25 protein-coding genes and 1 pseudogene are annotated in these 26,600 nt (G+C 64.5%); 11 read left to right on the forward strand and 15 right to left on the reverse strand.

Annotated elements, in window-relative coordinates; translation table 11 throughout:
- Positions 1-61: 61 nt before the first annotated feature.
- From MSTE_RS02680 to kstR, 4 genes are read right to left on the reverse strand one after another with little or no spacing between them, the layout of a single operon-like run.
- Positions 62-856: an SDR family NAD(P)-dependent oxidoreductase gene (locus MSTE_RS02680; RefSeq protein ID WP_096498771.1), complete on the reverse strand. Its 795-nt coding sequence runs from the start codon at positions 854-856 to the stop codon at positions 62-64.
- Positions 853-1,857, reverse strand: a complete 1,005-nt coding sequence (locus tag MSTE_RS02685) for an SDR family NAD(P)-dependent oxidoreductase (protein WP_096498773.1) — start codon at positions 1,855-1,857, stop codon at positions 853-855. Before MSTE_RS02685 ends, MSTE_RS02680 begins: the two co-directional genes overlap by 4 nt.
- A 47-nt stretch (positions 1,858-1,904) precedes the next feature.
- Complete coding sequence (gene otsB / locus MSTE_RS02690) at positions 1,905-4,436, reverse strand: trehalose-phosphatase (RefSeq protein ID WP_162291544.1); 2,532 nt, start codon at positions 4,434-4,436, stop codon at positions 1,905-1,907.
- Between the two features lie 60 nt (positions 4,437-4,496).
- Positions 4,497-5,174 carry a cholesterol catabolism transcriptional regulator KstR gene (gene kstR / locus MSTE_RS02695; RefSeq protein ID WP_078322572.1) on the reverse strand — a complete coding sequence of 226 codons (678 nt, stop codon included), beginning with the start codon at positions 5,172-5,174 and terminating at the stop codon, positions 4,497-4,499.
- 192 nt (positions 5,175-5,366) lie between these two features.
- Between kstR and MSTE_RS02700 the strand changes: the two genes are divergently transcribed.
- Positions 5,367-7,484, forward strand: a complete 2,118-nt coding sequence (locus MSTE_RS02700) for an acyl-CoA dehydrogenase (protein ID WP_096498777.1) — start codon at positions 5,367-5,369, stop codon at positions 7,482-7,484.
- Positions 7,485-7,487: 3 nt separating this feature from the next.
- Here MSTE_RS02700 and MSTE_RS02705 read toward each other — a convergent pair.
- The 3 genes and pseudogenes from MSTE_RS02705 to MSTE_RS02715 form a co-directional block, all read right to left on the reverse strand.
- A pseudogene (locus MSTE_RS02705) lies at positions 7,488-7,760 on the reverse strand (hypothetical protein); the annotation flags it as partial.
- Between the two features lie 170 nt (positions 7,761-7,930).
- Positions 7,931-8,470 carry a hypothetical protein gene (locus tag MSTE_RS02710; protein ID WP_231896975.1) on the reverse strand — a complete coding sequence of 180 codons (540 nt, stop codon included), beginning with the start codon at positions 8,468-8,470 and terminating at the stop codon, positions 7,931-7,933.
- A gap of 64 nt (positions 8,471-8,534) precedes the next feature.
- Positions 8,535-9,590 (reverse strand): ferredoxin--NADP reductase, encoded by a 1,056-nt coding sequence (locus tag MSTE_RS02715; protein WP_096498779.1) that lies wholly within the window; start codon positions 9,588-9,590, stop codon positions 8,535-8,537.
- Between the two features lie 301 nt (positions 9,591-9,891).
- On the opposite strand from MSTE_RS02715, the gene hsaA reads away from it, so the two are divergent.
- The 5 genes from hsaA (at position 9,892) to fmdA (ending at position 14,218) form a co-directional block, all read left to right on the forward strand.
- On the forward strand, positions 9,892-11,079 hold the full coding sequence (gene hsaA / locus MSTE_RS02720; protein ID WP_096498781.1) for a 3-hydroxy-9,10-secoandrosta-1,3,5(10)-triene-9,17-dione monooxygenase oxygenase subunit: 1,188 nt from the start codon (positions 9,892-9,894) through the stop codon (positions 11,077-11,079).
- A 26-nt stretch (positions 11,080-11,105) separates the two neighbouring features.
- A complete protein-coding gene (gene hsaC, locus MSTE_RS02725; RefSeq protein ID WP_030095769.1) occupies positions 11,106-12,017 on the forward strand; it encodes an iron-dependent extradiol dioxygenase HsaC in 912 nt (303 codons plus the stop codon).
- Entirely contained in the window at positions 12,014-12,580 is a 567-nt protein-coding gene (hsaB, locus tag MSTE_RS02730; protein ID WP_096498783.1) for a 3-hydroxy-9,10-secoandrosta-1,3,5(10)-triene-9,17-dione monooxygenase reductase subunit, read from the forward strand. The genes hsaC and hsaB overlap by 4 nt, the downstream gene beginning before the upstream one ends.
- Before the next feature lie 85 nt (positions 12,581-12,665).
- Positions 12,666-12,947 (forward strand): zinc ribbon domain-containing protein, encoded by a 282-nt coding sequence (locus MSTE_RS02735; protein WP_096498785.1) that lies wholly within the window; start codon positions 12,666-12,668, stop codon positions 12,945-12,947.
- Positions 12,948-12,961: 14 nt separating this feature from the next.
- On the forward strand, positions 12,962-14,218 hold the full coding sequence (gene fmdA, locus MSTE_RS02740; RefSeq protein ID WP_096498787.1) for a formamidase: 1,257 nt from the start codon (positions 12,962-12,964) through the stop codon (positions 14,216-14,218).
- 7 nt (positions 14,219-14,225) lie between these two features.
- Here the strand turns inward: fmdA and MSTE_RS02745 are convergent, their stop codons facing one another.
- The 3 genes from MSTE_RS02745 to MSTE_RS02755 form a co-directional block, all read right to left on the reverse strand.
- Positions 14,226-15,338, reverse strand: a complete 1,113-nt coding sequence (locus tag MSTE_RS02745; RefSeq protein WP_096498789.1) for an agmatine deiminase family protein — start codon at positions 15,336-15,338, stop codon at positions 14,226-14,228.
- Between the two features lie 12 nt (positions 15,339-15,350).
- Complete coding sequence (locus MSTE_RS02750) at positions 15,351-15,734, reverse strand: hypothetical protein (protein ID WP_096498791.1); 384 nt, start codon at positions 15,732-15,734, stop codon at positions 15,351-15,353.
- Positions 15,735-15,801: 67 nt separating this feature from the next.
- The gene (locus MSTE_RS02755; RefSeq protein ID WP_096498793.1) at positions 15,802-17,076 is read right to left on the reverse strand and encodes a hypothetical protein; all 1,275 of its coding nucleotides are present in this window, start codon (positions 17,074-17,076) and stop codon (positions 15,802-15,804) included.
- A gap of 144 nt (positions 17,077-17,220) precedes the next feature.
- Here MSTE_RS02755 and arr point away from each other — a divergent pair, with 144 nt between their 5' ends.
- Positions 17,221-17,646 carry an NAD(+)--rifampin ADP-ribosyltransferase gene (arr, locus tag MSTE_RS02760; protein WP_096498795.1) on the forward strand — a complete coding sequence of 142 codons (426 nt, stop codon included), beginning with the start codon at positions 17,221-17,223 and terminating at the stop codon, positions 17,644-17,646.
- 27 nt (positions 17,647-17,673) lie between these two features.
- On the opposite strand, the gene MSTE_RS02765 is transcribed toward arr, so the two are convergent.
- From MSTE_RS02765 to MSTE_RS02785, 5 genes are read right to left on the reverse strand one after another with little or no spacing between them, the layout of a single operon-like run.
- Positions 17,674-18,048: a DoxX family protein gene (locus MSTE_RS02765; protein ID WP_096498797.1), complete on the reverse strand. Its 375-nt coding sequence runs from the start codon at positions 18,046-18,048 to the stop codon at positions 17,674-17,676.
- A 22-nt stretch (positions 18,049-18,070) separates the two neighbouring features.
- Positions 18,071-19,024 (reverse strand): acyl-CoA dehydrogenase IpdE2, encoded by a 954-nt coding sequence (gene ipdE2 / locus MSTE_RS02770; protein WP_096498799.1) that lies wholly within the window; start codon positions 19,022-19,024, stop codon positions 18,071-18,073.
- Complete coding sequence (locus MSTE_RS02775) at positions 19,021-19,974, reverse strand: acyl-CoA dehydrogenase family protein (RefSeq protein ID WP_096498801.1); 954 nt, start codon at positions 19,972-19,974, stop codon at positions 19,021-19,023. Before MSTE_RS02775 ends, ipdE2 begins: the two co-directional genes overlap by 4 nt.
- Positions 19,971-21,122, reverse strand: a complete 1,152-nt coding sequence (locus MSTE_RS02780; RefSeq protein WP_096498803.1) for an acyl-CoA dehydrogenase family protein — start codon at positions 21,120-21,122, stop codon at positions 19,971-19,973. Before MSTE_RS02780 ends, MSTE_RS02775 begins: the two co-directional genes overlap by 4 nt.
- Positions 21,122-22,693: a FadD3 family acyl-CoA ligase gene (locus MSTE_RS02785; RefSeq protein ID WP_096498805.1), complete on the reverse strand. Its 1,572-nt coding sequence runs from the start codon at positions 22,691-22,693 to the stop codon at positions 21,122-21,124. Before MSTE_RS02785 ends, MSTE_RS02780 begins: the two co-directional genes overlap by 1 nt.
- A gap of 99 nt (positions 22,694-22,792) precedes the next feature.
- Here MSTE_RS02785 and ipdE1 point away from each other — a divergent pair, with 99 nt between their 5' ends.
- From ipdE1 to fadA6, 4 genes are all read left to right on the forward strand, one after another.
- Positions 22,793-23,935, forward strand: coding sequence for an acyl-CoA dehydrogenase IpdE1 (gene ipdE1, locus MSTE_RS02790; protein WP_096505357.1), 1,143 nt, complete (start codon positions 22,793-22,795; stop codon positions 23,933-23,935).
- The gene (gene ipdF / locus MSTE_RS02795) at positions 23,936-24,724 is read left to right on the forward strand and encodes a (5R,7aS)-5-hydroxy-7a-methyl-1-oxo-2,3,5,6,7,7a-hexahydro-1H-indene-carboxyl-CoA reductase (RefSeq protein WP_096498807.1); all 789 of its coding nucleotides are present in this window, start codon (positions 23,936-23,938) and stop codon (positions 24,722-24,724) included.
- A gap of 61 nt (positions 24,725-24,785) precedes the next feature.
- A complete protein-coding gene (locus MSTE_RS02800) occupies positions 24,786-25,409 on the forward strand; it encodes a TetR/AcrR family transcriptional regulator (protein ID WP_162269711.1) in 624 nt (207 codons plus the stop codon).
- A 23-nt stretch (positions 25,410-25,432) separates the two neighbouring features.
- Positions 25,433-26,581 (forward strand): steroid 3-ketoacyl-CoA thiolase FadA6, encoded by a 1,149-nt coding sequence (gene fadA6 / locus MSTE_RS02805; protein ID WP_046252440.1) that lies wholly within the window; start codon positions 25,433-25,435, stop codon positions 26,579-26,581.
- Positions 26,582-26,600 lie beyond the last annotated feature (19 nt).

The following is a 26,600-nucleotide window of genomic DNA, read 5'->3' on the forward strand; positions in this document are numbered from 1 at the left end:
GCTCTCCAGTAATGAAAACGGTTTTCATTATGGGGGATGGGTGATGAGAGTGCAAAACGTGTCAGCGTTCGCTGAGCTTGGTGACCACACGCAGTGCGGGTAGCAGCAGTGATCGTGGTGTGTATCGCCCGGCCACGGTCATCGCCTGGGGTACCGCTCCCGGGACCACGCTGCGTGCGCCCTGCTGCATGCCCTTGATTGCCGCCGCGGCCACCTGCTTCGCAGAGACCTGTACACCCGGCACGCTGAATCGCTCCGCACTCGCGATCTCGGCCCACTCCGTCGGCACCGGTCCAGGGCACAGCACCGTGCAGGACACACCGGTGCCCCGCAGCTCCTCGTGCACGGCTTCGGAGAAGGACTGCACGTAGGCCTTGGTCGCGGCATAGGTCGCCATGTACGGAATCGGCTGGAACGCGGCGACCGAGGCAATGTTCAGCACCGCCCCGGCCCCCCGATCGACCATGCCTGCCACCGCGGCATGGGTCAGCTCGACCAGCGTGATGACGTTGACCTCGATCTCTTCGCGCTCGCGATCCAACGGCAGCTCATGGAAGACCCCGCTGGTGCCGAATCCCGCAGAATTGCACAATCCCGCAATGCGATTGGCGGCAATCCACTCGCGTAGCTCGGCACGGCCGGACTCGGTGGCAAGGTCTAGTGCCTGCACCTCGACTTCGATGTGGTGGCGTGCGGACAGGATGTCGGCGAGCTTGTCCATCCTGTCCTTGCGGCGCGCCACCAGGGTCAACGAGTATCCGCGCTTGGCCAGCCCATACGCCAGCTCGGTGCCTATCCCCGAAGACGCCCCGGTGATGACGACGGGTTCGGTCGCCCCCGGCTTGGGCAGGCTCACCAGTGCACCCCTGGTGTGGCGTCGATGAAGATCTGTTGCCCGCTGTCCACTTCTTCGGGCTTGAGGTTCGTGACCCCCTTGGCGGCATCGGAATCCGGGAACATCTTGTACCCCTGATTGCGCACCGCATCCATGATTTCGGGTGTGAGTGAATCTGCGAAGGAGGCGATGCGACCGAATGCCGAAGCGACCCGTCGCGGCCGTTCGATGATCGCCTTCGCGATCACCTCACCTGCTTCGTCAGGGGACAGGGCAGGAAACTTCTGGTACAGCGTCGTCGGCGCGATCATCGGGGTCCGCACCAATGGCATGTGAATGGTGGTGAAACGCAGTCCCTCGTCCGACGTCTCGGCCTGGAACGCATCGGAGACCGTGTCCAACGCGGCTTTGGATGCGATGTACGCGCCGAATCGTGGCACCTTTGTCTGCACCCCGATGGACGAGATGTTGATGACGTGGCCGAACTTGCGCTCACGCATGCCCGGCATGAAGCCGAGGATGAGATGTAGGGGCGCAAAGTAATTCAATTGCATGGTGCGCTCGAAATCGTGTGGCCGGTCGTACGACAGGGCCAGCGAGCGCCGGATCGATCGACCGGCGTTGTTGATCAGAATGTCCACCCTGCCGTGGTCGGCAAGCACGTCTTTCACCATCCGATCGATGGCGTCCATATCGGACAGATCGCACGGGAACACGTGGGCGGTGCCGCCGACGCCACGAACCTGCGCGGCAGTCTCCTGCAATTTGTCCTCGGAGCGGGCGACCAGCAGCACCGTTCCGCCGGCCTCGCCGATCTGTAGCGCTGCGGCCTGGCCGATGCCAGACGAGCCGCCGGTGATCATGACGATCTTGTTGCGGACCGACGAGCGCAGACTTCGGCTCGGTGTGACGAGCTTGGCGATGGCGTGCGGTGTGAGCTGTCCGGTCGGCGTTGTCAGGGCCTTGTTGACCTTGCCGAACTGCTGCGACGCCAGAGAGCTGAGACGTTGCATGGGGTTCATGGCTGAACGCTATGCCCGCGCCGCCGGTGGCGCGGCGAAATGGCCGGTTAGGACAGCAAGGCGGCGCAGCGCAGCAGACCGATGTGGCTGTACGCCTGCGGGTGATTGCCCAGCGAACGTTCCGCCACCGGGTCGTACTCCTCGGACAACAGGCCGGTGGGGCCGGTGGCCTTGACCAGCTGGTCGAACAGCAGCTCGGCCTGCGATCGCGCACCGATGAGCAGATAGGCCTCGACGAGCCAGGCGGCACACAGGTGGAAGCCGCCCTCTCCGCCGGGCAGCCCGTCATCGCGGTGGTATCGGTAAACCGTTGCACCACTGCGCAATTCGGCCTCGGTGGCGATCACTGTCGCGGTGAACCGGGGATCGGTGGGCTCGATCAGCCCGGACAGTCCGATGTACAGGGTGGCGGCATCCAGATCTGTGCCGTCGTAGGCGGCCGTGAAGGACTTGACCGAGCCGTTCCAGCCCTTCTCGATGACCTCGGCGGCGATCTCGTCACGTAGTCCGGCCCAGCCCGCGGGAGTCTCGCGCTGGAACTCTTCGGCGAGTTTCACCGCGCGGTCCACGGTCACCCAGCACATCACCTTGGAGTAGACGTGGTGGCGCGGATTGCCGCGGATCTCCCAGATTCCGTGGTCGGGTTCGTACCACCGGCGTTCGACGGCAAGAACCATGTCCGATACCAAGTTCCAGTCGGCATCGGTCAGCGGTTCGGCGTGTCCGAGACGCTTACGGGCGTGAGTCAGATCGTGGATCAGTTCCACCACGGGTCCGAAGACATCCAGCTGTACTTGTGAGTTGGCGGCGTTGCCGACGCGGACCGGGCGCGAGCCCGCGTATCCGGGCAGCGAGTCGATCACCGCTTCGGGCGGCAGCACCGTTCCGGACAAGGTGTACAGCGGGTGCAGGCGATCCGGACCGGGTAGGTGCTCCAGTACTCGGTGCAGCCAGCCCAGCAGGCCCTCGGCCTCGCCCAGCGATCCCAACGCCACCAGTGCCGATGCGGTCATCGAGGCGTCGCGCAGCCAGCAGTACCGATAGTCCCAGTTGCGAATACCGCCAATGTCTTCCGGCAACGACGTGGTGGCGGCGGCGAGGATGGCGCCGGATTCGGCATGCACCAGGCCGCGCAGCGTCAGCGCCGAGCGCTTCATCAGTCCGGGCTTGCGCTCGGGGAGCGTCAGGGTCTGAGCCCAGTCGCGCCAATACGACTCGGCGCGGCGCCGCAGCTCGGGTTCGGGGACGGGATTTGGCCCTAAATCCTCTGTACCGCAGCGCAATTCGAGGGCAATTGGCCGGTTGGAACGGCTGATCGTCGCGGTCGCGGTCTGTTCGTCGGCGGAGATGCTCCAGGTGACGCCGGGGGCCCGCAGCACAATCGGATCGTTGGTGCCCAGCACCCGCAGGCCGCCCTCGTCGGCCACCAGCTGTACGGGTGTCTGGCCGAACTCGGGGCGTGGGGCGAAAGTGACCACCGCATCGGCCTCGCCGGTGACAACCCTAATCAGATCGGTACGTCCGGGGATTTCATCGTGAGCCAGGTAGTCGGTGACCTGCAGACTGGCCCAACGTGTTTCAACAGTCATGGTGCTGTCGATGTACTTCTGGCCGAGTGGCAGCGCGGACCGTGCGGGGCCGATGGTGAAGTGTCCGGCCTCGTCCCCGCCGAGAAGGTGAGCGAAGACCGCTGCCGAGTCGGGTTCCGGATGACACATCCAGGTGATGTCACCGGTAGGGGTCACCAGCGCGAGGGTGCGCGAGTTGGCGAGCATGGTGAGACGCTCGATGGGGGTGGCGTGGCCGCCGAGCAGCCAGGTGCGACGTTCTTCAAGCAGGAAAGCCAGTGCGGTGCCGACTGATTCGGTGTCCGGGATGCGATATCCGGCGAGGGTCTCTCCATCGCCCACCTTGACGCCCACGTCAGGGCCATGTAGCCGCTTGAAGGCCTTCTCATCGGTGACATCGTCGCCGAAGAAGACCGCCGCGGTCGCGCCTTCCTGATGGCGCAAGATGTCGAGCGCCTGTCCCTTGTCAGTGGGTATGACCGCGAATTCGAGAACCTTCTTGCCCTCGGTGACCTGCGCGCCCCACCCGTTGGCCACGGTAAGTGCTTGGGACAGCGCGGCATCGCCGTCCTCGTCCGAGGCGTTGCGCACGTGCAGTGCGACGCTCGCCGGTTTCAGCTCGATGGCTACTCCGGCGTATTCGGCGGCGATGGCCGAGAGTTTGTTGGCGATGGTCTTCAACAGCGCCTTGGCGTCTCCATCGATGGCGTGTACGAATCCGGCATCGAACTCAGATCCGTGGCTACCGACCAGATGTACCTCGGAGGGCAGCCGCGACAGGGTCGCCAGATCACGCAGCGCGCGCCCGGAGATCAGCGCCGAGGTTGTCGACGGCAGTCCCGCCAAAGCCCGCAACGCCGTGGTCGACTCGGGGTGTGGGCGTGCGTCATCGGGGTTGTTGACCAGCGGGGCGATGGTTCCGTCGTAATCGGAGGCCACCAACAGCCGAGGAGTACGGGCGACTTCGGAAAGAGCCCGGCGCAATTCGACAGGCAGATCTTGGGCACTCACCACGGGTCCCGAGTCTACGTCCGCTACCTACAGCGGGCTGGCTAGGCCAAGCGTTGCTGCTCAGGTAATGCCAAGCAGCAATCTGACGGTGCGATCGAGACGGTGGCTCACATCGGTTGCCGACGCTCGACGCGTCAGCCAGGCAATCATGTTGGAGGTCCAGACATCCGAGATGACGCGGGCGATATGGAACTGCGCGTCGGAAGGGTCGTCGTCACCGGCCATCGCGCGGGCGAAAATACCGTCCATCAGGCGGCCTACGTGATCAACCTCACCGGCGGCGGAAGCGTCTGCGAAGACCAACGCGCGGGTCATCGCCTCGGTGAGCAGGGGGTTGCGCTGCATGTTGCGATTCAGCCGGGTGATCGCCGTGTGCAGGCGTTCGTAGGCGGTGCCGCCGCTGACAGTATTGCGATCTGATCTGGCGTCGATCTGCTCGAACTCGCGCTCCAACGCGGACACGAGAAGATGCACCTTGGAGGGGAAGTACCGATACAGCGTGCCCACGGCGACGTCTGCCCGTTCGGCGACGGTGCGCATCTGCACCGCCTCGTAGCCGCCCTTGGACGCGATGGCCAAGGTGGCGTCCAGGATGCGCTTGCGGCGTTCGCGCTGCGCGGTCGAACCGAGATCGTCATCGGACAGTGCTGAGACGGCGGCAGGCTGATTCGCGGCGTCGGTATCACCGTTATCCGACTGCACGGCTTCCGATGCGTTAGATGTCCGAGGCGTTGCCATGGCGTCTGTACTCCCTGTGCTCACGTTCTGGTTCAGCGCACGACTATACGGATGACCGTCGGCCGTTTCAGGTCTCCCTGGCCCTCCGGTAGCGCTCTGTACAGCCTGAATGCGTTCCTACTACACTGAACCCAATCACGATATTAGAACACGTTCTAGTCTCGTGTACCCGAATCAAGCCGAGGAGAATCTGTGTCGTCCGATGTCCAGGAAGCCGCCCGGGACGCGGTCCGTCAGTGGGCCAAGAGTGCGGCTGTCATCGAGTCGGTCCGCAAGATGGAATCCGACCCCCACGGGTGGGGCCCGGCCTATGCCGGGCTGGCTGAGCTGGGCATATTCGGCGTCGCGGTGCCCGAAGCCGCGGGCGGTTCGGGGGCCGGATTCGACGACATGATCGCCATGGTGGACGAGGCCGCGGCGTCCTTGGTGCCGGGTCCGATTGCCACCAGTGCGTTGGCCGCCGTGGTACTCGCGGCCGACGGGCCGGCCGAATTGGTGGCGGCGCTGGCGTCCGGCGAGCGCACGGCGGGCGTGGCCCTCACCGGGAGCCTGACCGTCGCCGACGGGTTGGCTTCGGGCGTGTTGCCCGCGGTGCTGGGCGGCACCGTCGATGGAGTGCTGCTTGCCCCGGGGCCCGACGGTTGGGTGTTGGTCGACTGCGTGGGTGCTGGTGTCGCGGTGGATGTGAAGAAGGCGACCGATTTCTCGCGTCCGTGGGCCGCGATCGCCCTGAACGGCGCCGAGGCGCATCCGGTGAGTCTGCCGGCCGCCGTGGTCGCCGATCTGGTGACGGTGACCCTCGCGGCCGAGGCGGTGGGCGTGGCGCGCTGGGCGCTACAGACCGCCGTCGAGTACGCGAAGGTGCGTGAGCAGTTCGGTAAGCAGATCGGCAGCTTTCAGGCCATCAAACACATGTGTGCGGAAATGCTGTGCCGGGTCGAGCAGGCGGATGTCGCAGTCTGGGATGCCGCCGGCTGCGCGCAGGATGTGGTAGCCAATAGTGGTGATTTCCAGCAACTTTCGCTTGCGGCCGCGGTTGCGGCGGCCGTGGCGGTCGATGCCGCGGTGGTCAACACCAAGGACTGCATTCAGATTCTTGGCGGCATCGGGTTCACCTGGGAGCATGACGCGCACCTGTACCTGCGGCGCGCCTACGCACTTCAGTCCTTCCTGGGCAAGCCGGCGGTATGGCGGCGTAAGGCCGCCGCGTTGACGCTCGAGGGAACCCGTCGCTCACTGACCATCGACCTCGGTGAGGTGGAGACCCAGCGGGATGAGGTCGCTGCCACCGCCGTGGAAATCGCTTCGGCACCAAAGGATGAGCGCCAGGTTCGGCTGGCCGAGACGGGTTTCCTGGCCCCACACTGGCCCGCGCCGTACGGGCTGGGCGCGGGTGCTGCGCAGCAGCTGCTCATCGACCAGGAGCTGCACGCCGCGGGAGTGACCCGTCCCGACCTCGTCATCGGGTGGTGGGCGGCTCCGACCATTCTTGAGCACGGAACTCCAGAGCAGATAGCGCAATTCGTCGCTCCCACCCTGCGCGGTGAGATCGAATGGTGCCAGCTGTTCTCCGAGCCCGGTGCCGGTAGCGATCTTGCGGCGTTGCGTACCAAGGCAACTCGAGTCGACGGCGGGTGGAAGCTCGACGGGCAGAAGGTGTGGAATTCCAAGGCCCAGATCGCGGACTGGGCGATCTGCCTGGCGCGGACCAACCCCGATGTTCCCAAGCACAAGGGCATTACGTACTTCCTGCTCGACATGAAGACCCCGGGGATCACCGTGCGGCCGCTGCGCGAGATCACCGGTGAGGAGATGTTTAACGAGGTCTTCCTGGATGGTGTGGTCGTTCCGGACGAGAATGTGGTCGGATCGGTCGACGATGGATGGCGTCTAGCCCGCACCACACTGGCCAATGAACGGGTGGCCATGGCCGGGGGCGGCACGCTCGACGAGGCTATGGAGTCGCTGCTGACGCTCATCGGGGACGCAGAATTAGATGGGGCACAACTGGATACGCTTGGTGTATTCGTGTGCTCAGCGCAGACGGGTGCGCTGCTGGATCTGCGCACCGCGCTGCGCGCCATCGGTGGTCAGGATCCGGGTGCGGCCTCGAGCGTGCGCAAGCTCGTCGGAGTGCGGCATCGTCAGGGGCTGTCGGAGCACATCCTCGACTATGTGGACTCTCATGGAGCGGTGGAGTCACACGAGATGTGGCTGTTCATGCGGGACCGATGCCTGTCGATTGCCGGGGGCACCACGCAGATCCTGCTCAGCGTGGCAGGGGAGCGCTTGCTCGGTCTGCCGCGTTGACAGCCAGCAGTCAGCTCGGGTGCGCATGCGGTGTTGGGTGCTGCGCGGGAGCACCCCCGGACCGTAGAGGCCACGGCCGCGTCGACGAACTCGGTCGAGTTTGACGTCGGTGCGCAGTGCATCGGAGATCGTCTTTGACGGACGACCATCTACGTCAAAACCCTTGTCCGCCAACATGGTGACCATCTCGGATACGGTGGTGAGCCCGTGGCGATGGATATGCAGGACGAGCAGATAGCGCAAATCGGTGCGTAGCGAGCGGGTCCGAGCGTGCATGCTCAGCACCATGTCATGGGGCGCCGACATCGTCGGACTGGCGTCTTAAGCAACACACGTCTGGTGCCCGCGTTTATGCGACAACTACCGGCCTGACCAATTGTTGTCGCATAGACGTGGGCGGCACACACATGGTCGGCGCGGGTGCTCGGGATCCGGCTGGGTGACGGCTAGCTGAAGCGGGCCTGTGCGCAGGCGTCGGGCGAGATTACGCTCCGGCCACCGATACTGGCCTCCACGTGGCTGCACACGATGTAGTCGGCGTCGAGCTTGGGTTGCCCGGTCGCCCAATCGGTCGGCTGGGTGGTGCCGGTGATCCGGAAGTGGTCGACGTCACCTCCACCGAAGTAGACGGTGGTGAGCAGCCATGTGCTACCGCCGTTGTGCTCCACGGTGTTCGGATTGTCGGCCCATTGCACCCAGAGATAGTTCATCCGGTCCGAGGTGCGCAGTTCGGTGGTCTGCTTGGCCCACAGATCTCCCCCGAATCCCTCAATCCCGTTGGGGGTCCGAAGGTTGAAGCTCGCAGTGTAGTAACACTGCCGTTCGGCCCTGCGGCAGTCGGCGGTGGCGTGCACCTCGAGCTGACGCCCCTCGTCGACGGGCGTGCTGACGTCGGTGGTTTTGACCTCGGCGGTGGCCGTGCCTGGGAAGACCAGGGAAGTGACCACCAGTGATGCGGCGGCCAGCGCCGATTTCAGGGAGCTCATGATGGGGGAATCGTATCGGCCCGGTGGTGCCGCGTCGTCGAGATCTTTTTTCTGAACCCGGCGTTCACTCATCAAAGGTGACGTTGACATCGTCGGTCTCGGGAACCGCCTGGCACGCCAGGATGTACCCGTCATCGAGGTCGTTCTGCGACAGCGCGTCGTTGACGAGCATGCGGACCTTGCCGTCCTTCAAGATGCAGGCGCAGGTCATGCAGTGCCCCTCGCGGCAGGAAAACGGTGCGTCCAGGCCCTTTGCGAGTAGGACGTCGAGCAGGACGGTGCTCCGTGGCCAGCTGACCGTGTGGGTCTCGCCGTCGAGTTCGACGGTGGCCGTGGCCGGCGGTTCGTCGTCGTCGGAGGGCTCGGCCAGCACCACCTCGGCGAACGGGTCGCTCTCCAGGGAACGGAAAACCTCGACATGCACGCGATCCTCGGGCATGCCGTTGCCCTTCAGCGCGGCCTCCGAGGCATCCATGAACGGCCCGGGGCCACAGATGAAGGCCTCGTGTCCGGCGGCGAACGGGGCGGCCAGAGTGGCCAGGGTTTGTTGTGAGGGCAGCCCCTGCACCGATTCGAGCCAATGGATGACCGTCAACCGATCCGGATATTGCGCCGTCAGCTCGCGAAGTGCCGCACCGAAGATCACCGACCGCTCGTCGCGGTTGGCGTAGATGAGCACTACCTTGCCGCTGCCCTGTGAGAGCGCGGACTTGCAGATCGCCATCATCGGGGTGATTCCGCTACCGGCGGCCAGCAGCAGGAAGTCGCGATCGAGTTCTTTGGGGACGAACACTCCGGAGGGCGCCAGGACGTGCATGTGCATGCCGGCATGCGCGTTATCGCAGAGCCAATTGGACCCGTACCCATCCACGGTGCGTTTGACCGTGACCGTCAACCGCTCGTCGATATGCGGTGAGCTGGACAGCGAGTAGCAGCGTGCCACCGATCCGGTGCGGTCGGAGGGAATGCGCAGCGTGAGGTACTGACCGGGTGTGTACGCGAATTTGTCGGCCGCGTCCTCGGGGATATCGAAGACCAGGGACCGGGAGTCGGCAGTCTCGTCGATCACCTCGGCGATGCGAACCTCGAGGACGTGTTTCCCCAGCGGAACGTCCGTCACGTGATTTCCTCCGTCAGTTGTACGTCGCCCGGGGGCGATGAGCCGCTTGCGTGAAAAGCCAACAGCTTCGTGGAACTAGAACAGGTTACAGAATTGACCTTTGGCCCTACAACACCGTCGTCGCTTCGTTCCAGATGAGCCCGCCTTCCTGGGGTAGGCGAGGCGGTGTCGACACAGATCGAAACGTGTTCTAGTCTCAGCAGGGAACACGCGCTACCACCGTGGGTGTACAGCGGGTGTCGCGAACTACTAGCCCTAGTTTGTGCCGACTGATGCTAACTACAGCAGTGGAGGAAATGCAGTGACGACGACCGAACAGCGGGACGAGATTCAGGCGGTTCTCGCAGGAATTGACGACCTGCTGCCGATCCTGCGCAAGCGCGCGCAGGAGACCGAGGACCTGCGGCGTCTGCCTGACGCCACGGTCGCCGAACTGCAGGAGATCGGCTTCTTCAAGCTGCTGCAGCCCTCGCAGTGGGGTGGATACGAGACCGCTCCCACCACCTTCTACGAGGCGGTGCGTCGTTTGGGCAGCGCCTGCGGCTCCACCGGTTGGGTCTCCTCGATCATCGGTGTGCACAACTGGCACCTGGCCCTGTTCGACCAGAAGGCGCAGGAAGAGGTGTGGGGCGACGACACGAACGTGCGCGTGTCCTCCTCGTACGCGCCGATGGGTGCCGGCGTTGTCGTCGACGGCGGGTACCTGGTCAACGGTGCGTGGAACTGGTCCTCGGGGTGTGACCACGCCACCTGGGCGTTCCTCGGTGGTCCCGTGATCAAGGACGGCCGTCCGGTCGACTTCGGCAGCTTCCTGATCCCGCGTACCGAGTACCGGATCGACGACGTGTGGAACGTTGTGGGTCTGCGTGGCACCGGCAGCAACACCGTGGTCGTCAAGGACGTGTTCGTGCCGTCGCACCGGTTCCTGTCGTACAAGAAGATGAACGACCAGACCGCCGGCGGCTACGAGACCAACACAGCACCTGTGTACAAGATGCCTTGGGGCACCATGCATCCCACCACCATTACCGCGCCGATCATGGGTATGGCCTACGGTGCCTACGACGCCCACGTCGAGGCACAGGGCAAGCGTGTGCGCGCGGCGTACGCCGGTGAGAAGGCCAAGGATGATCCGTTCACCAAGGTGCGGGTGGCCGAGGCCGCCAGCGATATCGACGCCGGGTGGCGCCAGTTGATCGGGAATGTGGGCGATGAGTACACGCTCATCTCGGCGGGCCAGGAGGTTCCGTTCGAGTTGCGCGCGGCGGCCCGCCGGGACCAGGTGCGTGCCACCGGCCGAGCGATCGCCTCGATCGACCTGCTGTTCGAGAACTCCGGTGCTACCGCGCTGTCCAATGACGCACCGGTCCAGCGATTCTGGCGTGATGCCCACGCCGGTCGTGTGCACGCCGCCAACGACGCCGAGCGGGCATACCAAATCTGGGGTAACCACGCCTTCGAGCTGCCCGCCACCGACACAATGGTTTAACGCCGGGTATTAGGAGGAATCCGAGAATGGACGCCATCCGCTCACTGGGATACATGCGCATCGAGGCCACCGACATGGCGGCCTGGCGTGAGTACGGGCTCAAGATCCTCGGCATGGTCGAGGGCAAGGGCACGGTTGACGGTGCGCTGTACCTGCGCATGGACGACTTCCCCGCCCGTCTGGTGATCTTCCCCGGCCAACACGATCGGCTGTCGGTCACCGGGTGGGAGGCCGCCAATGCCGCCGGACTGCAACAGGTCCGGGAGGCGTTGGAAGCCAACGGCACTCCCTACAAGGAGGGCACCGCACAGGAGAAGGCCGAGCGCCGTGTCGATGAGCTGATCATCTTCGAGGATCCGTCGGGCAACATCCAAGAGGTCTTCCACGGCGTTGCCCTGGAACATCGCCGGGTGGTGAGCCCGTACGGGCACAAGTTCGTCACCGAAGAGCAGGGCCTGGGTCACGTGGTGCTGTCGACCAAGAACGACGCCGAGTCGCTGCATTTCTACCGAGATGTACTGGGGTTCAAGCTGCGTGACTCCATGCGGCTTCCACCGCAGATGCTGGGGCGTCCCGCCGACGGCGAGCCGGCCTGGCTGCGCTTCTTCGGCTGCAACCCGCGTCACCACAGCCTGGCGTTCTTGCCGATGCCGACCCCGAGCGGGATCGTGCACCTCATGGTCGAGGTGGAGAACTCCGACGATGTGGGCCTGTGCCTGGACCGTGCGCTGCGTCGCAAGGTGCCGATGTCGGCCAGCTTGGGGCGGCATGTCAACGACTTGATGCTGTCCTTCTACATGAAGACACCGGGTGGATTCGACATCGAATTTGGTTGCGAGGGTCGCCAGGTCGAAGACGAGTCCTGGGTTGCGCGGGAGAGCACCGCGGTCAGTCTGTGGGGCCACGACTTCACCATCGGTGCGAAGCTGAACCAGTGACCGCTATTGACCCGCGGGCGTTCCGGAATGTGCTGGGGCAGTTCTGCACCGGCGTCACCATCATCACCACGACGCACGATCGTGAGCCGGTGGGGTTTGCTTGCCAGTCGTTCGCGGCGCTCTCGCTGGAGCCGCCACTGGTGCTGTTCTGCCCGACAAAGCAGTCGCGGTCCTGGGCCGCCATCGAGGCATCCGGCAAGTTCTGCGTAAACGTGCTGGCCGAGGATCAGCGTGAGGTCTCGGCGCGGTTCGGCTCACGAGAGCCGGACAAGTTCGCTGGAATAGATTGGCATCCATCGGGTCTCGGGTCACCGATCATCGACGGGGCGCTGGCGCACATCGACTGCGAGGTGGCCACCGTCCACGATGGCGGAGACCATTGGGTGGTGTTCGGGTCGGTCAACGAATTGAGTGAGATCCCCGAGAACCCGACGGCCACCAGGCCGCTGCTGTTTTACCGAGGGCAGTACACCGGCATCGAACCCGACAAGACCACGCCCGCCGATTGGCGCAATGACCTGGAGGCGTTCCTCACCGCCACCACCGAGGACACCTGGTTGTAACCGGCCTGCCATCGATTTCCCCTGCAGGCCTGGCCGATCCGGCGTAACGTCTCAGATCCAGGTGCTACCTCGGTGAGGGCGGGTCATGGCGTTGTACGAGTATCGCTGCACGAGCTGTGGCAGTACGTCGCGCAATTTTCCGTTGGCGACCGCGCCCGATATCGTGCCCTGCCCCGGCTGCCCTGAGTCGGCACGCCGGGTTTTCGGCATCGCCGGGATGAGCCGGGGCGCCTCGTCTCGCATGCGTCTGCTCGACGACACCCAGCGCAGTGCCAGTGAGCCGTCCGTGGTGTCTGCGCTGCCCACCGCGCGCCGGTCGATTCGCGTGACATCAAATCCGTTGCATCGCAAGTTGCCTCGCCCCTGACCGGAAGGATTGCCATGCCCGAAGTGTTGTTCCCGTTGGATTCGAGCAAGAAGTTCACCGAACAACAGATCGTCGGGCATAACCGGTGGCACCCCGATATTCCGCCGGCCGTCGTCGTCAAACCCGGTACTTCATTCCGGGTGCATTGCCGCGAATGGTTCGACGGTGCGATCCACAACGACGACTCCGCCGACGACATCCGTGACGCGCCACTGACCACTGTGCACGCACTGTCGGGGCCGTTCTCGGTAGAGGGTGCGCAGCCGGGGGACCTGCTGATCGTCGACATTCTCGATGTGGGCCCGATTCCTCAGGAAGACTCCGGGCCACTGGCCGGGCAGGGGTGGGGTTACACCGGCATCTTTCCGACGACCAACGGTGGTGGATTCCTCACCGAGCAGTTTCCCGATGCGTACAAGGCGATTTGGGATTTCTCGGGTCAAACCGCAACCTCGCGACACATTCCTGGTGTCAGCTTCACCGGGATTGTGCACCCCGGGTTGATGGGGACGGCGCCGTCGGCGGAATTGCTGGCGCGTTGGAATGCTCGCGAGGGCGCGTTGATCGCTACTGACCCCTATCGTGTTCCCGCATTGGCTCTTCCGCCGGAACCCCGGGATGCGGTACTTGGTGGGCTTACCGGCGACACCTTTGATAGGGCGGCGGCGGAGGCGGCCAGGACCGCGCCGCCCCGGGAGAACGGCGGCAATCAGGACATCAAGAATCTGACCAAGGGCAGCCGGGTGTTCTATCCCGTGTTCGTGCCGGGCGGCAAGCTGTCGGTGGGCGACCTGCATTTCTCGCAGGGAGACGGCGAGATCACGTTCTGTGGAGCCATTGAGATGGGTGGCTTCATCGATCTGCATGTCGATGTGCTCAAGGGCGGGATGGACACCTACGGGGTGTCGGAGAACGCGATCTTCATGCCCGGTAACACCGACCCGCAGTACTCGCAATGGCTGGCCTTCTCGGGGACCTCGGTCACTCTCGACGACGAACAGCGCTATCTGGATTCGCATTTGGCGTATCAGCGGGCCTGCCTGCACGCCATCGATTACCTGACCAAGTTCGGCTACAGCCCGGAGCAGGCCTATCTTTTGCTGGGCGCAGCGCCCATTGAGGGCCGACTGTCCGGTGTCGTCGATATCCCGAATTCCTGTGCCACTGTTTATATTCCGACTGCAATCTTCGATTTTCCGGTGACGCCGTCCGCATCGGGTCCGGTGCAGATCGATCCCGGGCCCGGCACACCGCGTTCGGTGGTGGGCTGAGGGCGGCCTATCGCGGTTCCTGCTGGGTGGCGCAGTGAATGCCGCCACCGCCCGCGGCGATACCGTCGATGTCAAGCTGAACCACCCTGCGCCCGGGAAAGACGGCTTCCAGAGTGGATCTGGCCGCCGCGTCGGCGTCCGGGTCTCCGAATCCGGGTGCGATGACGCCGCCGTTGCACACATAGAAGTTGATGTAACCCGCTGCGAAATCCTCTGATTCGAAGTCATCGCGCCCCTGCTCGGGTGCCTCGAGTACTTCCACGCGCAGTGGGCGCCCGGCCGCATCCGTCGCCTTTTCGAGGATGTCGAGATGCCGGCGTGTCACGTCGTAGTCGAACGAGTCAGGGTCGTTATCCAGCCCGGCGACGACGACGCCCGGCCCGGCGAATCGGGCGTAGAAATCGGTGTGACCATCGGTGATGTCCATGCCCGCGATGCCCGGTAGCCAAATGATCTTGTGCAGGCCAAGTAGGCGCGCCAGCTCTGCCTCGACATCCTTTGTTGAGCGTCCCCGGTTGCGGTTGTTGTTGAGGACGCAACTCTCGGTGATGATCGCGGTACCCTCCCCATCAACCTCGATACCGCCGCCCTCGAGCACGAGATCGGTGTGAAGCACCCGAACTCCAGCGCGCTTGGCGACCTCGGCGGCGACCTTGGCGTCGGCGTCGTGCTTCTGTTTGTTGCCCCATCCGTTGAAGTTGAAATCGACGGCTGCCTTGCCGGTGTCGTTGCGGACGAATACCGGCCCGCTGTCACGGATCCACAGGTCATTCAGCGGTGCGGGAACCAATTCCACATCGGGTCCGGCCAATTGGCGCGCCAGTTCGAGCTCGTGCGGTCGCACCAGCATCGACACCGGTTCGAACTGTGCGATGGTCTGGGCGATCGCACCCAGATTCTGCTGGACCTTGCGGTTCAGTCGCCGACCCCAGATCTCGTCACTGGCGCCGAAGGCCATCCAGGTTCGTAGGTGTGGTTCGCCCTCGTCGGGCATGCGCCAGGTCTCGCCGTCGCTCACCTCGCCATTATCTCGAGGCTCGTCGGTGGTGTCCGCGCAGGAAGTCAGCGTGAGGCCCGCTGCCACTGCCGTTCCGAGTTGGAGCAGGTGTCGTCGGCGCATATCCAGATTGTGCTACCCCCGGCGGTTCAGTGCCGAAACAAGCCCGTCCGGGTCAGTGACGCTGAGCTGCAGACCGCCGACCGGGCCGAACGACATCGGTGCCTTCGGTTTGATCGGTGGCGCGTACTGAATGTCGACAATGCCCTCACGTGAACCGTTGACGAGCCAGCCGGTACCGCTGGGGTGCACACCCCATGCCAGGGGCCTCTCGGGACGAACGACTGCCGAGCGGATGCTCGTCAGCGGAATCGTGATGGCAAAGGCCCACCCGTGCTTGACGGTCAGTGCACCGTCGGAGATTCGGATGATGGTGCGACGTGGTCCCAGCCCCATCGCCGTGGCGATCGGTAGATACCAACGGTCATAGCGCAGCGTGAAGTGCGCGGTTGTCCCCATCCGCCCAACGTACCCGAGTCGGCAAATGCGTTTCCAGTGATACGCAGGGAGTTAAGAGTTTTGGCAATTACTCGCCGTACCAACGTCCGGTGTGTTCGGCATGCGTCGATAGGTAGGCGCCCGGACCGAAGTGCGTGTCGTAGAAGCCCAGATCGATGTTCTGGGCCTGCAAGTACATCAAGACATGGACCGTGGGGACGGTGCCGGGAATCTTTCCGAAGGTGTCGTAGACGTACGCGGCCTCCGTCGTAACGATCTCCTGGATCGCCTCGGCCGGTAGCGCGGCCGCGCGCACCTTGCGCGAATCTGCCCAGGCGCCGGGAGTGTCGGGGTGGAAGGGCCCGCCGGGGCCGTACTTGCGCTCGATGTACTTCTGGACGCCCGCCGCGACTGTCGGCACATGTGGGGGACTGAGGGTTTCGAAGAATCCGTCCAGACCGGTGGCGTTCGGAAATGGCCACCGATCGTCGTTGTCGGAGCGGAACCCGATACCGGGCGCACGTGGGTCGCCGGAGCCGCCGAGCACCGAAAGCCGATCGAGCCCGTCGAACATCCAGCCGCCCAGCCCGAGCGCTTGAAGGAGGAGCACCCCGTTGTGGGTTGCGGTGGCTAGTTCGGCGCTGGCCTCGGTGAGCGTGTATTGCTCCACAAAGGACAACGGAATGGGATCGTCGTAATTCCTTAAACTGCCGAACTTTTCGGTGCCCGGGATGCTCCGGTTGTTGACGTCGTCGTAGACCACGTAGCCATTTGCGGCGAAGAAAGACAGGTTCGCGATCAGGTGTTCTGCCAGATCGGCCACTGGGAAGGCCAGCAGGCTGCCTGGGTGATTCCCGATCCAGGTGTTGTGGCCCTCCATGTACGGCTCCTCCCGCGGCAGTTCCAGACGCTTGTCCGAAATCCGCACATAGGAGTCTGCGGTGTGGGTGATCCAGTCCTCGATGGACGAGAACTCACGAGGAGGCTCGTCACGCGTCGGCAGCAGGTAGATCCCGGTGTCATCGGTGAAGAAGAGCTGACTGGTGTGAAATCCGGCGGCGGAGGGAAAGGTGCGTCCAGTCGCACTGCCGGAGTAGTTCGGGAATGCAGGAGCGTATCCGGGGTGATAGGTGATGCCATAGTGCCATCCGGTCACACCACCCACCACCGAAAGGATCAGTGCCCGTTCGACTTCCGATATCGGCCTGACAGGATGACTGCTGGTGTAGGCGAGCGGACCGTCAGGAATGCGTCCGCCGAGAGGGAAGCGTCGGGACCGGCGCCCGGTGATCGCTGCCAGCAGCGGGAATGTGGTGACCTGCGCCAGCGCTTCGCGTTCGCGGTCCGATATCAGCAGCGACATGAATCAAGCCGACCACTGAGCGGTTGTGGGGTCAACCTTTTGGCTTGTCCCCTTTCAAAATATGTCACGAAGGGGGGCTTGCGGCAAGGCCCCCACCATGGCGCACAATCCTGCGACCACGAATTTCGACTGATGGGAACCGGTATGACGATGCCGAACTTTTTCGAGGCGCACGCGTCGGGCGCGTATTTCCATGGCACCAAGGCCGACCTCGAGATAGGCGATCTGTTGACCCCCGGGCATCTGTCGAACTACGAGGAGGGGCGCATCATGAACCACGTCTACGTGACGAGGACATTGGTTGGCGCGGGGCTGGCGGCCATCATGGCCAAAGGGGAGGGCAGGGGCCATGTCTACATCGTGGAACCGGAGGGCACTCTGGAAGATGATCCGAACGTGACGGACAAGAAGTTCCCCGGGAATCCAACCCACTCGTACCGCACCCGGGAACCCGTGCGCATCGTTGGTGAGGTCGAGGACTGGGAAGGGCCCCCGCCCGAGTTCATGGAAAACTTCCGGGCGGGGCTGGCCAACCTTCAGCGCACGGGAAACGCCGTCATCTATGACTGAACACGACCAGACAAGACCAACGACGAACTACGCCGTACGTCGCACCTTGAGTGCCTCGGTGATCATCGGGATCTGCAACGGTAACCGTGCGATGGCGCCGAGCTTCAGTGGTAGCGGCTTGTCCCACCACTGCCGCGCCATGTTGATGTTCGCGGGGAAGACGGCGATGAACAGGAGCGCCGCGAGAGTACCGCCGAGCCTGCGTGTTTTCGGGGCCAGCAGCAGCGCACCGGTTCCGAGCTCGGCAACACCCGAGGCATACGTGTAGAACCGGGCTTCACCAGGCAGTTGGTCCGGGACGATGTCGTCGAAGGGTTTGGGCGCGACGAAATGTACGACGCCGACGCCGAGGAGCACGGCGGCGAGCCGGTAGGCGGGCCAGGGGCTGGCTTTGGTCTGCATGCCCGGAGTGTAGGCCGGGAACCTACAGTCCCGCGGCGCTCTCCAGGCTTGGGAGTAGCTGACGTGGTGTTCCCAGCAGCAGCGCGCTGCCGTGTGCGCGCTTGAAATACAGGTGGGCGTCGTGCTCCCAGGTGATGGCGATACCGCCGTGCAACTGGATCGAGTCCGCGGCGACTGCCGAGAGTGCCTCGCTGGCTTTGATTCTCGCCACGGTCGCAGCCTCGGCGGTGAGGTCTTGAATGGACTGGTACACGATGGAGCGCGCGGACTCCACCAGCACATACAGGTCGGCCATCCGGTGCTTGAGGGCCTGGAAGCTGCCGATCGCACGGCCGAACTGCACCCGGGTCTTGGTGTATTCGACAGTGAGTTCCAGGGCGCGTGCCGCTGCGCCCACCTGCTCGGCGGCCAGCAGTAGCCCGGCCTTGTCGATCAGTCCTGGGGCTGTGCCGATCGGTTCGCTTCCGCTGACCGCTACTGCGGCGAGTCGGCGGGTGGGGTCCATCGTGGACAGCGCGGTGGCGGTGAGGTTCTCCGCCCGGTGCACTTCGTCGCCGTCCAGGGTGAGCACCACATCGGCGATAGCACCGTTGACGACATATCCCGGGTCGAAGGCCACCGCGCCGATCGATTCACCGGCCGCCATCGACTCCAGTAGTTCACCCCGGTAGCCGGTCTCGAGGAGTGCCAGCTCCGCCCACAGGGTGCCTATCAGTGGGCTGGGCACCAGCCCACGGCCGAGCTCTTCCACCACGACGGCCGCGTCCGCGAGCTCGCCCCCGGCACCCCCCAATTCCTCCGGAACCAGCAACGCCGCTGCTCCGACCTGTTCACACAGCACGGTCCAGAGGTTCTCGTCGTAGCCTCGCTCGGATTCCATCGCCTTGCGCACCGCTGCGGAGTCGGCCCGTTTGGTCACCAAGGAACGGACGGTGTCACGCAGCATCTGCCGTTCTGCGTTTGAGGAAGTGCTCACAGTGCCTCCAGTACGCGCGCGCGATGCCATTCCGGTGTGCCCCACGCCGACGTCAGCGCCCGCACCTTGAGGATCCACAGCGACAGGTCGTATTCGGCGGTGAAGCCGATGGCGCCATGGGTCTGCAGGGAAGAGCGCGCGGCAAGGTAGGCGGCCTTGCCGGCGGCGACCTTCGCGGCGCTCACATCGCGAGCAGCGGTGGCGGATTCGTCGGCGAGGGACAGTGCGGCGCCGTACACCAACGGGCGCGCCAGCTCCAGCGCGATGTGTACATCGGCCAGTTTGTGCTTCACGGCTTGGTAAGAGCCGATCGGCCGGCCGAACTGGGAACGCTGCTTGGCGTACTCCACGGCACGGTCCAGCAGGGCCTGTCCGGCGCCGACCAGCTGTGCTGAAATGGCAAGCACGCCAAAGTCGATGGCACGGCTGGTGTCCATGGAGACACCACCGTCAGTCGGCGCCACGTCGAATACCCGACGGGTGGCATCGATCGACTCATGCTGTGCGCCGGCTTGCCCCTCACGGAATCCGATGTCATCGGCGATGAGCACCAGACCGGCGACATCCGCATCGAGCGCGCGCGGAGCGATGGGTGCTGCGGCGACCGTGGCGATGAGTTCTCCAGAGGCAAGTTGTGCGGACCGCTCGTCCTCAGCCAACAAGACCGGCGCCACCACGAGTGATTCGACAACGGGTCCGGGTACCGCCCACTTGCCCAAGCCCTCAAGGGCGACAACCAGATCGACGGGGTGTGCCCCGATGCCGTCGTATTTCTCGGACACCGCGAGGGCCGTGACACCGAGGTCGGCCAGCGTTGACCACACGGCCAACCCGGGTTCGTGATTGCCCGTGGCCCACGCGCGCGCTGCGCCGGGAACGTCGGCCGCCGACAGAGCGGCATCGATGCTGGCCGCGAAATCCCGCTGCTGAGTATCCAGATCGAACCTCACTTGACACCTCCCGTGCGAGCACTTTCCTTGGGCAGGCCAAGGATGCGTTCGGCGATGATGTTGCGCTGAATCTCATTGGTACCCGCGTAGATCGGGCCGCCGAGGGAGAACAGGTACCCGTCGGTCCACGGTCCGGTCAGCTCGCCGTCTGCGCCGCGTAGCTCGAAGGCCGTCTCGTGCAGGGCGACATCCAATTCGGACCAGAACACCTTGGTGATCGAGGACTCGGCACCCAGCTCGCCGCCACCCGCCAGCCGGGTCACGGTGCCGAAGGTATGCAGCCGGTAGGCCTGTGCCGCGATCCAGGCATCCGCCACGTGTTCGGAAGCGAACCCATTGTCCGGAAACGATTTCCACAAGTCCACCAGCCGATCGGCGGTGGCCAGAAAACGGCCGGGGCTGCGCAGCGACATGCCACGCTCATTGCTCGAGGTGCTCATGGCCACGCGCCAGCCGTCGTGCACTCCGCCGATGACGTCCTCGTCGGGCACAAATACGTCATCCAGGAAGATCTCGGCGAAGCCGGGGTCGCCGTCGAGCTGCGGAATCGGGCGCACCGTGACGCCCTCGGCCTTGAGGTCGAACATGAAATAGGTCAATCCCTGGTGGCGCTGGGCCGCCGGGTCGGAGCGGAACAGTCCGAATGCCCTGTCCGCGAAGGGTGCTCGCGAGCTCCAGATCTTCTGTCCGGATAGGCGCCAGCCTCCGTCGACCTTGCGGGCAGGGGAGCGCAGCGAGGCCAGGTCGCTACCGGATTCCGGCTCAGACCATGCCTGCGCCCATATCTCCTCGCCGTTGGCCATTTTGGGCAGGATGCGATCCAGTTGGTCCTTGCTGCCGTGCGCGAACAACGTCGGGCCCAGCAGGAACATGCCGTTCTGGCTGATGCGTGCCGGGGCTCCCGCCTTGAAGTACTCCTCTTCGAAGATCACCCACTGCAGCAGGGTGACGTCGCGGCCGCCGTACTCCCGGGGCCAGGACACCGCGGAAAATCCCGCGTCGTAGAGGGTGCGCTCCCATTGGCGGTGTGCCACTGCCCCTTCCGGCGAATCGTAGGAGGGCAGCGGTGGGTTCGGGACGTTGGCGGCGAGGAACTCGCGCACCTCCGTCCGGAATGCCTCGGTCTCGTCGTCGAGCAATAGGTCCATTACGCAGACTCCTCATGCATGGCACGCAGGGTGGGCTTGACCACCTTGCCGCCCAGGTTGCGGGGAAGTTCGTCGAGAAACTCGACGAACCGCGGTTTCTTGAAGTTCGCCACATGCTGTGCGCAGTAATCGATTACTGCCTGCGAGTCCAGAGATGCATCGGGCCTGCGCACGATGTACGCCTTGCCGACCTCGCCGAGGCGTGCGTCGGGGACGCCGATCACGGCGGCGTCGGCCACACCGTCCAGGCGCATCAGCACCTGCTCGATCTCGGCGGGATACACGTTGAATCCGCCGCAGATGTACATGTCCTTGAGGCGGTCGGTGATGGTGAGATTGCCCCGCTCGTCGAGCTTTCCGATATCACCGGTGTGCAACCAACCATCCGAGTCGACGGTCTCGGCGGTGGCCTGTGGATCGTCGAGATAGCCCTTCATGACATTGGCGCTGCGCAGCAGCACTTCGCCCTCGTCGCCGGGTTTCTGTGCGCCGTCGATCCGCAGCTCGTAGCCGATCATCGGACGTCCACAGGTGGTCGCGACGGTGACCGCGTCGTCGTCGGAGCGGCAGATCGTGGCGAAACCCTGAGTCTCGGTGAGGCCGTAGGCGGTAAGCACCAGATCGAAATCCAGCTCGGATTGCATGCGTTCGATGAGTACCACCGGGACGACGGCCGCACCCGTGACGGAGTAGCGCAGCGAGGTCAGGTCGTAGTTCTTACGTGCCGGATGGTCGAGCAGCATCTGGAAGATGGTCGGCGCGCCGGGCAGCACGGTGATCTGGTGCTCCTGGACCGCGGCCATGGCCTTTTCGGGGTCGAAGGTCAGCTGCGGCATGAGTGCCGCCCCGGTCTGCAGACAGGCCAGGATTCCCGCCTTGTACCCGAAGTTGTGGAAGAACGGATTGACGCAGAGGTAGCGGTCGTTTTCGGTGAATTCGCCGTAGGTGGCCCAGGCCAAGGAGGCGGCCAGCGGTTGACGATGCATGCACAGCACGCCCTTGCTACGTCCGGTGGTGCCGGAGGTGAAAAGGATGTCGCTGATGTCCTCGGAATCCACTGTGTCCCGCCGGGCGTCGATGTCCTCGTCGGTGACGTCGTCTCCGTGCGCCACGAACTCGTTCCAGTTGGACCGGTCGCCGACTTCCACCGCGACCCGCACGATGTGCCGCAGGTCGGGGAGGGTTGCGGCGTCTAGCTGGGTGATGCGTTCTGAACCGAGGAAGACCCCGACAGACACCAGCACACGGGCCTGGCTGCGCTGCAGAATGTCGGTCGCCTCATCGACTGTGTAGCGGGTGTTCATCGGGACGACGGCGGCCCCCGCGTACTGCGCACCCAGGCAGGCGATGGGCCAGTGCCATGAATTGGGGGACCAGATGGCTACGCGCTCGCCGTGCTCGACGCCGAGTGCGATCAGGGCCGCGGCGAAGCGCCGCGCGCGGGTGCGAAGTTCTGAGAAGGTCAGCCAGGAGCCGTCCGCGTAAAGGGCGTCGCGACTGCCGAAACGGGCTGCTGCCTGGTCCAACGCTGCCGGGATGGTGAGTTCGGGTGTCTGTTGCGCCGACTCCATACGCGTCCGACCCACCTTCCAATAACAAGCAAGTGCTTGGTAGGTTAGCCTACAGGTGTGGGTGAGTTCCAAGCGGCTTCCGAGCGTCCGTTGTCGGAGATATCCGACGATCAGGTGCGTGCCGAGATCCGGGAATGGCTGGCCGAGAACCTTGTCGGCGAATTCGCCGAGCTGAAGGGCCTGGGCGGTCCGGGTAGCGAGCACGTGGCCTTCGAAGAGCGCCTCGCCTGGAACCGTCTCCTGGCTGCCGCGGGCTGGACCTGCCTGGGCTGGCCCGTCGAGCACGGCGGTCGCGGAGCCACCGTGAGTCAACGCGTCATCTTCTATGAGGAGTACGCCCGCGCCGAGGCGCCGCACAAGGTCAATCACCTGGGCGAGGAGCTGCTAGGACCGACGCTCATCGCCTACGGCACCCCCGAACAGCAGCAGCGCTTCCTTCCGGCCATCCGCGATGTCACCGAGCTGTGGTGTCAGGGATATTCGGAACCCGGTGCAGGGTCGGACCTGGCGAACGTGTCCACCACCGCGGTGCGTGACGGTGACGAGTGGGTGATCAACGGGCAGAAGGTGTGGACCTCGCTGGCGCTGCAATCGCAGTGGTGTTTCGTGGTCGCGCGTACCGAACCCGGATCGGCACGGCACAAAGGCCTGTCGTATCTTCTTGTGCCCCTTGAGCAGCCAGGTGTCGAGATCCGCCCGATCATCCAGCTGACCGGCACCTCGGAGTTCAACGAGGTGTTCTTCGACAGTGCGCGCACCGCCGCCGATCTGGTGGTCGGTGAGCCCGGTGATGGCTGGCGGGTCGCCATGGGCACCCTGACCTTCGAGCGTGGTGTCTCGACGTTGGGCAACCAGATCACCTATGCCCGTGAGCTTTCGAGGCTAGCCGAGCTCGCCAAGTCCAACGGCTCGGCGGACGACCCCGCGATCCGCGAGCGCCTGGCCCAGGCTTATGTCGGGCTCCGCACCATGCGCGCCTACGCGCTGGCCACCATGGACGAGGAGCGCCCCGGCCAGGACAATGTGTCAAAGCTGTTGTGGGCCAACTGGCATCGTGACCTGGGCGAGCTGGCGATGGAGATCATCGGAAAGTCGACCCTGTTGACCGATGACGGAGAGATGGACGAATGGCAGCGTCTGTTCCTCTTCTCCCGTGCCGACACGATTTACGGTGGCTCCAATGAGATCCAACGCAACATCATTTCCGAGCGGGTGCTCGGACTACCCAGAGAGGCGCGCTAAGTGAGCTTGTCCCAGGCACCGAAAGAGATTGACGGACACGGTCTTCTGAAGGACAAGGCCGTCGTCGTGACCGCGGCCGCCGGAACCGGGATCGGCTCGTCGACCGCGCGCCGTGCTCTGGCCGAGGGTGCCGACGTGGTCGTTTCCGATTATCACGAGCGTCGCCTCACCGAGACACGCGACGAGCTGGCGGCGCTCGGGTTGGGCAAGGTGGCCGCGGTGGTGTGTGATGTCACGTCCACCGAGGCCGTCGACGCGCTCATCGTCGAATCCGTTGCCGCACTGGGCCGTATCGATGTGCTGGTGAACAACGCCGGGCTAGGCGGTGAGACTCCCGTCGCCGATATGACCGATGAGCAGTGGGGCCGGGTTCTCGATGTCACCCTGACCTCCACGTTCCGCGCGACCCGTGCGGCCCTGCGGTACTTCCGCGAGGCCGGTCACGGTGGTGTCATCGTCAACAACGCGAGCGTGCTGGGCTGGCGCGCGCAGTACGGACAATCGCATTACGCCGCCGCCAAGGCTGGCGTCATGGCTCTGACGCGATGCAGCGCCATCGAGGCCGTCGAGTATGGCGTACGCATCAACGCGGTCGCCCCGAGCATTGCCCGGCATAAGTTCCTCGACAAGGTGACGTCTTCGGATCTGCTGGACAAGCTGTCCTCCGATGAGGCATTCGGTCGCGCCGCCGAGCCGTGGGAGATTGCCTCCACCATTGCCTTCCTTGCCAGCGATTACTCGAGCTACCTGACCGGCGAGGTCATCTCGGTGTCCAGCCAGCGCGCGTGACATGCGCCATTAAGCGGTGACCAAACAAGCGCTTGGTTGATACAGTAGGGAGGTGGACAAGGTGGCAGAAGTGCGAGAGTCGGACGCTCTTCGTGCAAGTGGCTCGTCGCAGCCGTCGCGACGTGACGAACTGCTGAGCCTTGCCGCCGCCATGTTCGCAGAACGCGGTCTGCGCGCCACCACGGTGCGCGACATCGCCGATGCCGCCGGAATCCTGTCGGGCAGTCTCTATCACCACTTCGATTCCAAAGAGGCGATCGTCGACGAACTGCTGCGGGACTTCCTCGAGGGACTCTTCGCCCGGTATCGCGAGATTGCCGCGGCCAACCTGAACCCCGTCGACACACTTAAGGGCCTGTTCCTGGCCTCATTCGACGCGATCGAAACCAAGCATGCGCAGGTCGCCATCTACCAGGCGGAAGCACCCCGGCTGCTGTCACAGGAGCGGTTCGCATATCTGAACGAACTCAACACCGAGCAGCGCGAGTTGTGGCTCGAAGTGCTGCGCGACGGCATCGCCCAGGGCTACTTCCGCCCCGATCTTGATGTGGCAGTGGTGTACCGGTTCATTCGCGACGCAACATGGGTGTCGGTGCGCTGGTTCCGTCCAGGCGGTTCGCGCACGGCGCAGGAAGTCGCCGAACAGTACCTTTCGATAGTCCTCGGCGGGATTACCGTCGATTAGTCTGGGAAATAAGGAGATTCACCATGTCTGAGGCGTACATCATTGACGCTGTGCGTACCGCGGTCGGTAAGCGCAATGGCTCACTGTCCACGGTGCACCCGCTGGATCTGGGTGCGGCCACCTTCAAGGGGCTCTTCGATCGCGTCGACGTCGACCCCGACGCCATCGATGACGTGATCATGGGCGTCCTGGACGCCATCGGTGGGCAGGCGGGCAATGCCGGACGCCTCGCGTGGCTGGCCGGTGGGTATCCGGAAGAGGTGCCGGGCTGCACCGTAGACCGTCAGTGCGGATCGAGCCAGCAGGCCATTTCCTTTGCCGCGCAGGCTGTTATGTCCGGAACCGCCGACCTGGTGGTGGCCGGTGGCTTCCAGAACATGAGCCAGATTCCGATCTCGGCCGCGATGCTCGTCGGCAAGGAGTATGGATTCACTTCGCCCACGGCAGAATCCGAGGGCTGGCTGCACCGCTATGGCGATCAGGAAATCTCCCAGTTCCGCGGCGCGGAGATGATCGCCGAGAAGTGGGACATCAGCCGCGAGGAGATGGAGCAGTTCGCGCTCTCCAGCCATGAGCGGGCTTTCGCCGCGATCCGCAACGGACACTTCGACAACGAGATCGTCCCGGTCGGCGACTTCCGCGTCGACGAGGGTCCGCGTGAGAGCACGCTGGAGAAGATGGCGGGGCTCAAGACCCTCGTCGAGGGTGGCCGTCTCACGGCCGCTCTGGCCAGCCAGATCTCCGACGGTGGTAGCGCGACGCTGGTCGCCTCGGAAAGCGCGGTGAAGGCGCACGGGCTGAAGCCACGCGCACGCATTCATCACATCAGCGCCCGCGGCGACGACCCGGTGTTCATGTTGACCGGCCCCATCCCCGCTACCAAGTACGCGCTCGCCAAGACCGGTCTGACGATGGACGATATCGACGTTGTCGAGATCAACGAGGCCTTCGCCCCCGTGGTGTTGGCATGGGCCAAGGAGCTGGATGTCGACCTGAAGAAGGTCAACCCCAACGGCGGCGCAATCGCGCTGGGTCACCCGCTGGGAGCCACCGGCGCCAAGTTGTTCGCCACCATGCTCAACGAGCTGGAGCGCACCGGCGGCAAGTACGGTCTGCAGACGATGTGTGAGGGCGGCGGCACCGCCAACGTCACCATCATCGAGCGCCTCTGAGCGCAGCGCGGGCGTAGCC

The sequence above is a fragment of the [Mycobacterium] stephanolepidis genome, assembly GCF_002356335.1.
Classification (GTDB): domain Bacteria; phylum Actinomycetota; class Actinomycetes; order Mycobacteriales; family Mycobacteriaceae; genus Mycobacterium; species Mycobacterium stephanolepidis.